Source organism: Flavobacterium sp. ZT3R18 (genome assembly GCF_007097385.1).
In the GTDB taxonomy this organism is placed as follows: domain Bacteria; phylum Bacteroidota; class Bacteroidia; order Flavobacteriales; family Flavobacteriaceae; genus Flavobacterium.
Genome location: NZ_VJZS01000001.1, coordinates 567,840 through 575,102, shown reverse-complemented (window position 1 = coordinate 575,102; position 7,263 = coordinate 567,840). Strand labels below are relative to the sequence as shown.

Genomic DNA, 7,263 nt, shown 5'->3' with positions numbered 1-7,263 from the left:
AAAACATTTTAGTCGATAAAGTTAAAAAAAAAGACCGAACTTATTTTATATATTTTGCCTATATTTTACACCCCACCTGTTAGGTATAATATCTTCGATCCACTAAACAACAAAATACCTAACAGGTTTTGAAAACCTGTTAGGAAAAGCTTTTTAATTGACTCCTTCTGGCTCCAAAACCACTTCGAGATTAGTGCTTTCGGGATTTTGCAAACAATCTGTTAATAGAAATTGTACCGAAAGTGATTTGCGGTCTTCGTTAATTTTAGCCAGCGGATTGGAAACCGATTGAATCTTTCGAGGAAAATGATAATTCAACACATAACTCTGAACCAGTTTATAGCCTTTGTAATGTGTTTTCATTTTTTCTATTTCATCAAATTGCTTTTTTAATTGTATTGAATCAATAATCTTTACGGTTCTATTGAAATGATTTCCTTCAAAAGTGTAATTCACATTATAATAATGCTCCTCAGCACTCAGAGCATAATTAAGCCTTATATCATCTACATAATCATCAATTTTATAAAGATCTACGATATCTCTAACGTTTTTGAAATTTTGAGAATAGGAACTTCTAAATTCTTTCTCGTAGGAGCTTGCCTTTTTATGTACTTTTACCTCCGAGTATTTCAAAAAAACGTTTTGATCCGCAACAGAGGTTTTAGAAAACGTTTCTTGATATTTCTTTATATAATCTCCAAAAACATAAGTCGTGTCTTTATAGATGTTTTCCTTTGAATATTCCTCTTTTGCCAGTTGCATATAACTGTTTTCTTCTCTTAGATCTGCAACTTCAATGCTTCCGCTTCCATCGGGATTGAGATGAATCGTTTCGGTAACTTGACAGCTTGCGGTAAGAACGAGTACAAGTAAAAAGAAATATATCTTCATTGTTTGGAATATCATTGTTTATTATTTTTGTCAAATATAACTAAATTCTTATTATTTGATAAACTGTAATTTTTAAGAAAACTTTAAAACAACCCAAATACTTCTCCACTCAAATTATGACTATCTATAATTCGCATCTTACTTTTTCTATATTGATTGCTACATAAATAAAAAACAACTTTTTATTACAAAAAGAAGTCTTGACATTTGCGCTTTTAAAACACAATATCCCCAAAACCTAAAACAAACAATTTAAATTAACCTACATGATCCCAAACATCAAAAGATGGCTCTTTGTCAATTTGCTAATTATTACTTTCCTGACGCTTACCAGCTGTGATAACGAAACCCAGTACACCAATTACGAGCCCCATTATTTGGCAAGCATTGACGCAACGAATTTACCAATAGGAAACAGACCTATGACTATGTTTGAAGATACTGAAAGTCCTTCGAAAATGTATGATAAAAAGGATCGTTGGTTTCGAGTAAATCAACCACTTCAAATACTCCAAAAAGGAAAAGATTCGGTTCAAGTATCTCTTTATTCTCCTGTTGGACTTGCTGATGTAAAAATCTATGCTAAACTACCCAATTATGACAAGCGATTTTTAATCTACCATTTTACAAAAATTCCGGCATTTCATCGTTCGTTTCATCAAATTCCGCTAGTAGCTGGAAAAAATGATTATTTACTAGAAACAGGCAATGCGGTTACCATTGATAAAATTGACGGTTTCTCTTCTGGCGCCATCGAATTTTCGGTAGAATCAAGCGATCCTTTATTTGCTAAATTCAAAAAAATAAAATCTTCACAATTGGTTCAGTTTAACGATGCCTACCATATAAATGAACTTGGGAAATTTTTACCAATGAACCCAGTTTTGGCCAAAGAAGCAATAACAATGATTCTTAACTATTCCTATGCATTGAGTCATCCTATATATTATGAAACCTTTACTAATTTTGACAAATACAAACAAGAACAAGCTACTCTGGCTGGAACTGCTGTAAATGGCGCAATCAATTGGCACGGAAATGCTGATGACGCTAATGGGGTTTATGATTATTTAACCAAAGCCGAAATTGAGCAAATATATTTAAACTACCTTGACAACAGATCACTTTATATAGCAATGGTAGGAGGAGACTCAGCTTGGGGAGGTGGCCCTCTAGCCTCTCAATGGGAATCTGGCTATATAACAGGACATTGGAAAGGCGAAATGTCTGTTTGGTCACACGAATATTCGCATCACACGGGCTTCAGTCATAGCAGTAATTTAGCCAATAGTGGCGAAGGTGGCGGACAACAAGAGATGCTGACCCATTTTTACAAATATTTAATCTACCTAAACGACCTCCCTTTTACCGATCCAGACGTACTCAAAGGATGGACTAAAACAAATTATCTGACAGGCACTTACAAAAAACCGGTCTTTACTATTTCTCCCAAAAACCCATTTTTATTAAAATATAAAGGAGCTGGAAAATGGAATTAACAAATCAAATCAACATGAATAAAATAGCTTTTTTTATAGCATTGCTTTGTCTCTTTACAAATTGCAGCAAGGATTCTTATGAGGCATTCGAACCAACCAATTACAATTATTACTATCCTACCGATGAAGCAACAATCACAGCAAGCCAAATTGGAGATGGAACAGGAAAACTAGATCCGAAAGGGATAGCCATAGCAAACGACAAATTGTACATCTGCAATGGCGATGTACTCGAAGTTTTCAATGCTAAAACTTTTGCATTCATAAAAACAATCAAGAACTACACGAAAGGGGCTACGACAATTCCGTTAACAAAACTTTCTTCCGTATCTGTTGATAATGGTAGAATCTACCTTGGAAGTGTTGATTCAAGACTTTTTGTAATCGATGAAAAGACAAACCTTGGCATTAATACCGTTGGAAATGGGCAATGGTGGCAAACTTTTGTACACGTTTTTGGGGTTGTGGTAAAAGACGGATTGGTGTTTGTTAAAGAAAAAAACACCACCATCAAAGTTTTCGAAACTTCACAAATCACAGACAACAGCAATTGGAATTTAACTCCTATTGCCGAATTAAACACCTTAGAAGGTTATGACGAAATCTATTCAATGGATGTAGCCTCCGGAAATTTAGTTGTAGCAGGACGAAATGCAAAAAGCTATTTGTATTACAACATTGCAAACATTCGTTCCAATGCTACAAATTCACTTGTAACGCCTATAAACCCAACAGCAACACCTTTTGCAGACGCAAAACCTATCGCTGTAGCTTTTAGCACTGATTGGGCTGTGACCTCAGAAAAAGTTGGAAATGTAAACTATCTACGCCTTTACCCTAAAGAAGAATTCGTTAATAAAACCTATACTCCAAGAATAAATGCTGCTGATGTTATGGGAGCAAATCCTTTTGGGAGTATTGTCAGTACCGCACAACTTAACGATCGCCTTTTTTTAGCAGATAATACAAACCAAAAAATAAGAATTATTAAACTCAATCAAACCACAATCGCTGAGCAAAAGTAAACGATGTACTGTTGCATTTTGATTGAAAAACATCAATTTTCAATACATAGAAACTAATCTAGGCAGTACAATTCCGGTGAAAATTACAAACTTTTTTTAGTTCTATTTTTCGCAAAATTTATGCTCTAAAAAAAGAACCTCACCCCCCGCCCTCTCCAAAAGAGAGGGAGCTAAAAAATCATTTTTAGGGTTTTGCAATTTCAAGACATAAAGACTATCTTTGCACACTTAAAAACAGCATAAAATGGCCTTATCAGAACAAGAAATCTTACGTAGAGAAGCACTCACAGAATTACGCAATTTGGGCATTGAGCCTTATCCAGCAGCCGAATTTATCACTACCGCCTATACGAGCGAAATCCTTGCAGATTTCGAGAAGTACGAAGGTAAGGAAGTGGTTTTAGCAGGTAGATTGATGGGTAAGCGCATCATGGGAAAGGCCTCGTTTGCGGAATTGAAAGATGCCGAAGGACGTATTCAAGTTTATGTTTCTAGAGACGATATTTCGAATGATGAGGAGAAAACGATGTACAATGTGGTTTTCAAGAAATTATTGGACATTGGGGATTTTATTGGGGTTCGCGGTACGGTTTTTAAAACGCAAGTAGGCGAAATCTCCGTTCATATTTATGGTTTGACGGTTTTGGCGAAAGCCTTGAAACCACTTCCTGTGGTAAAAATTGATGCCGACGGAAAAACTCACGATGCGTTCTCCGATCCTGAGCAAAGATACCGTCGTCGTTATGTAGATTTGACTGTGAATGACCACGTTAAAGAGACGTTTATCAAGAGAACAAAATTGTTTAACTCGATGCGTTCGTTCTTTAACGACAAAGGATATCTTGAGGTAGAGACTCCCGTTTTGCAACCAATTCCCGGGGGAGCTGCGGCAAGACCATTTATGACGCATCATAACGCTTTGGACATTCCTTTGTATATGCGTATTGCGAATGAATTGTATTTAAAAAGATTGATTGTTGGTGGTTTTGATGGTGTGTATGAATTTTCTAAAAACTTCCGTAACGAAGGGATGGACAGAACCCACAACCCGGAATTTACCGCTATGGAAATATATGTAGCCTACAAAGACTACAACTGGATGATGAATTTTACCGAAAACTTATTGGAACATTGCGCTATTGGTGTAAATGGTACGAGTGAGGCCACTTTTGGCGAACATAAAATCAACTTCAAAGCACCTTACGCCCGCGTTACCATGACGGATTCTATCAAACATTTTACTGGTTTTGATATTTCGGGTAAAAGCGAAGCGGAACTTTTTGATGCTGCAAAAGGCATGGGAATTGATGTGGACAAAACGATGGGTAAAGGGAAATTGATTGATGAGATTTTTGGAGCGAAATGCGAAGGAAATTACATTCAGCCAACATTTATCACGGATTACCCAAAAGAAATGTCTCCGCTTTGCAAGCAACACCGTGACAATCCAGATTTGACAGAACGTTTTGAATTAATGGTTTGCGGTAAAGAAGTTGCCAATGCTTACTCTGAATTGAATGACCCAATTGACCAAAGAGAGCGTTTTGAAGACCAAATGCGTTTGGCAGAAAAAGGAGATGATGAAGCTACCGGAACGATTGACGAGGATTTCTTGAGAGCATTAGAATACGGTATGCCACCAACGTCTGGTTTAGGAATTGGAATGGATCGTTTGATGATGTTCTTGACGAACAATTCGTCTATTCAGGAAGTGTTGTTTTTCCCGCAAATGCGTCCGGAGAAAAAACAAGTTCAAATTGAATTGGAAGACGAAGAGAAAGTTATTGTGGCAATTTTGCAAGCCAATAACAACCAAATGAATTTTGGTTTATTGAAAGTCAAATCGGAATTGAGCGGTAAAAAATGGGACAAAGCGATGAAAAATTTATCGACTCTTGGAATGACTGAGGTTGTTGTTGATGGAGATGTAAAGGCTTGTCGATTGAAGGAGTAAATATATTACGAATAAAAACATAACTTTACAAAAGGAACTCAATTGGGTTCCTTTTGTATTATAAATTATTTCCTTAATTTTGAAAAATGGAAAGAGCAAAACTTATTGTTAAAAATTTCGGTCCTCTAAAAGATATTAAAATCGAAGTTAGAGAAATGGTTACTTTTATTGGGGCCCAAGCTTCTGGGAAGAGTACTTTGGCTAAGTTACTTTCGATTTTTGAGGATGAAAATTTTAGAAGAGATGACACAATAACATTTGAAGAAGAGTTAAAAAAATATAATATGCTTTCTTTATTAAAAGAAAACAGTATAATTAATTATAAAAAAGGAAAATATAGTTTTTACCTTGAAAAAAATAGTTGTACAAAAGTCAATCCAAGAGAAATACTAAAAAATCAGTTTGTTAAAAAAATAAAAACCAGTAATTCAAATGAGGAAAGAAACAAAAGCTTTAGAGATTTAATCATAAATGACTTAGAATTAAATCGAAATCACAAAACACTAATTATTCATGAAATCATCGACAGATTAAACATCTTCACTAATAATGAATTGAATTTCGAGAGTAATGGCAAAATCCCAATATCAAAATATCTTAATTATTATGAAAACTTACTAATTGAATATGGTGTAAATGTGAAATTCGACTCACTCTATATTCCCTCAGAAAGGAACTTTTTGCATATAATTGCAGAAAACACTTTAGGTTTGATAAACAATAACGTTCAAATTCCTAAGCATCTTTTGAACAGTGGTCAGGAATATGAAAAAGCAATTCATACAATCAAAGAATTGCCCTTAAGTATCATTGATAAAAAAATAAAATACAAGAGAGAAGGAAAATCCTCTTACATCTATCATAATGAAACAGAAAAAGTAGATTTATTAGAATCAGCTTCTGGATTACAATCTGTAGTTCCTATTTTGTTGTTAGTAGAATATTCAAAATTATTAAAGGAAAAATATAATTTTAATTTTGTAGTAGAAGAACCAGAACTAAATTTATATCCAAAAGCGCAACACGAACTGATTAAATATTTAGTCAAAAACTGTTTGTTTGATAGAAAAAATTTAATCTTGACTACTCACAGCCCTTTTGTTTTAGCATCCATTAACAATTTGCTTTTGGCTTTTGAGAAAGGAAAAAGTAAACCACATGAAGTCAACAAAATAATTAAAAAAGAATCGTGGCTTGACCCCAAAAACTTTATTGCTTATGAGTTAAAAAACGGGAAAGCTAAACTAATAATGGATGACAAGTTGGGACAGATCAAAGAAAATATGATTGATACTGTTTCGGATGCTTTTTCTGATGAATTTGATAAGTTACTGGATTTATGACAATTGAACAATTATTAGCTCATTTTCCAGATTTAGAAAAAGACACTTGCTACAAAATACTAAATGATTCCGTTTACTACCTTGAGGATATTAAAGATGCTGTAACAAGCTTCAAATTTGAAGAAGAATATTGGAATCTTTGTTTAGAGAATAACAATTCAAAAGAAATTTTACTTCTAGAAAATGAATTCTCCATAATGAAAAACGAAGTATCCAAAAAATGTGATTGGGTTTTATTTGAGAACAACAATCTTTATTTTGTAGAATCAAAAGATGTCAAACCTAGAAGTAGAAATAAAGAGCGAAAAGATGCAATAAAACAATTGATTGCCACTATTGAATTTTACAAATCAAAAATGGAATTTTCTTCAATAACTGTTTTTTCTCAAATCTGTTTTAAATCCAACTCAAGAATTATTAAAACTGGGGATCAAGCAAGAAAAATTTTATTTAAGCAGTATGACTCCGAATTTTCCGAAAGTAATTATATTTCATTTGAGTAATATTTTAAAGGAGTTTCAAATTGAGACTCCTTTTTTTATTCAAAA

Annotated in this window: 6 protein-coding genes; 5 read left to right on the top strand and 1 reads right to left on the bottom strand. The window is 34.0% G+C overall.

Annotated elements, in window-relative coordinates; genetic code table 11:
- Nucleotides 1–153: 153 nt before the first annotated feature.
- Nucleotides 154–909, bottom strand: coding sequence for a hypothetical protein (locus FNW52_RS02520; protein ID WP_255515460.1), 756 nt, complete (start codon nucleotides 907–909; stop codon nucleotides 154–156).
- Between the two features lie 251 nt (nucleotides 910–1,160).
- Between FNW52_RS02520 and FNW52_RS02515 the strand changes: the two genes are divergently transcribed.
- From FNW52_RS02515 to FNW52_RS02495, 5 genes are all read left to right on the top strand, one after another.
- Nucleotides 1,161–2,393: a hypothetical protein gene (locus FNW52_RS02515; protein ID WP_255515459.1), complete on the top strand. Its 1,233-nt coding sequence runs from the start codon at nucleotides 1,161–1,163 to the stop codon at nucleotides 2,391–2,393.
- A complete protein-coding gene (locus FNW52_RS02510) occupies nucleotides 2,384–3,418 on the top strand; it encodes a PQQ-binding-like beta-propeller repeat protein (RefSeq protein ID WP_143375840.1) in 1,035 nt (344 codons plus the stop codon). Before FNW52_RS02515 ends, FNW52_RS02510 begins: the two co-directional genes overlap by 10 nt.
- 244 nt (nucleotides 3,419–3,662) lie before the next feature.
- A complete protein-coding gene (lysS, locus tag FNW52_RS02505) occupies nucleotides 3,663–5,372 on the top strand; it encodes a lysine--tRNA ligase (protein WP_143375839.1) in 1,710 nt (569 codons plus the stop codon).
- Nucleotides 5,373–5,458: 86 nt separating this feature from the next.
- Nucleotides 5,459–6,715 carry an AAA family ATPase gene (locus FNW52_RS02500; RefSeq protein WP_143375838.1) on the top strand — a complete coding sequence of 419 codons (1,257 nt, stop codon included), beginning with the start codon at nucleotides 5,459–5,461 and terminating at the stop codon, nucleotides 6,713–6,715.
- Entirely contained in the window at nucleotides 6,712–7,218 is a 507-nt protein-coding gene (locus FNW52_RS02495; protein WP_143375837.1) for a hypothetical protein, read from the top strand. Before FNW52_RS02500 ends, FNW52_RS02495 begins: the two co-directional genes overlap by 4 nt.
- The last annotated feature ends 45 nt before the right edge of the window (nucleotides 7,219–7,263 follow it).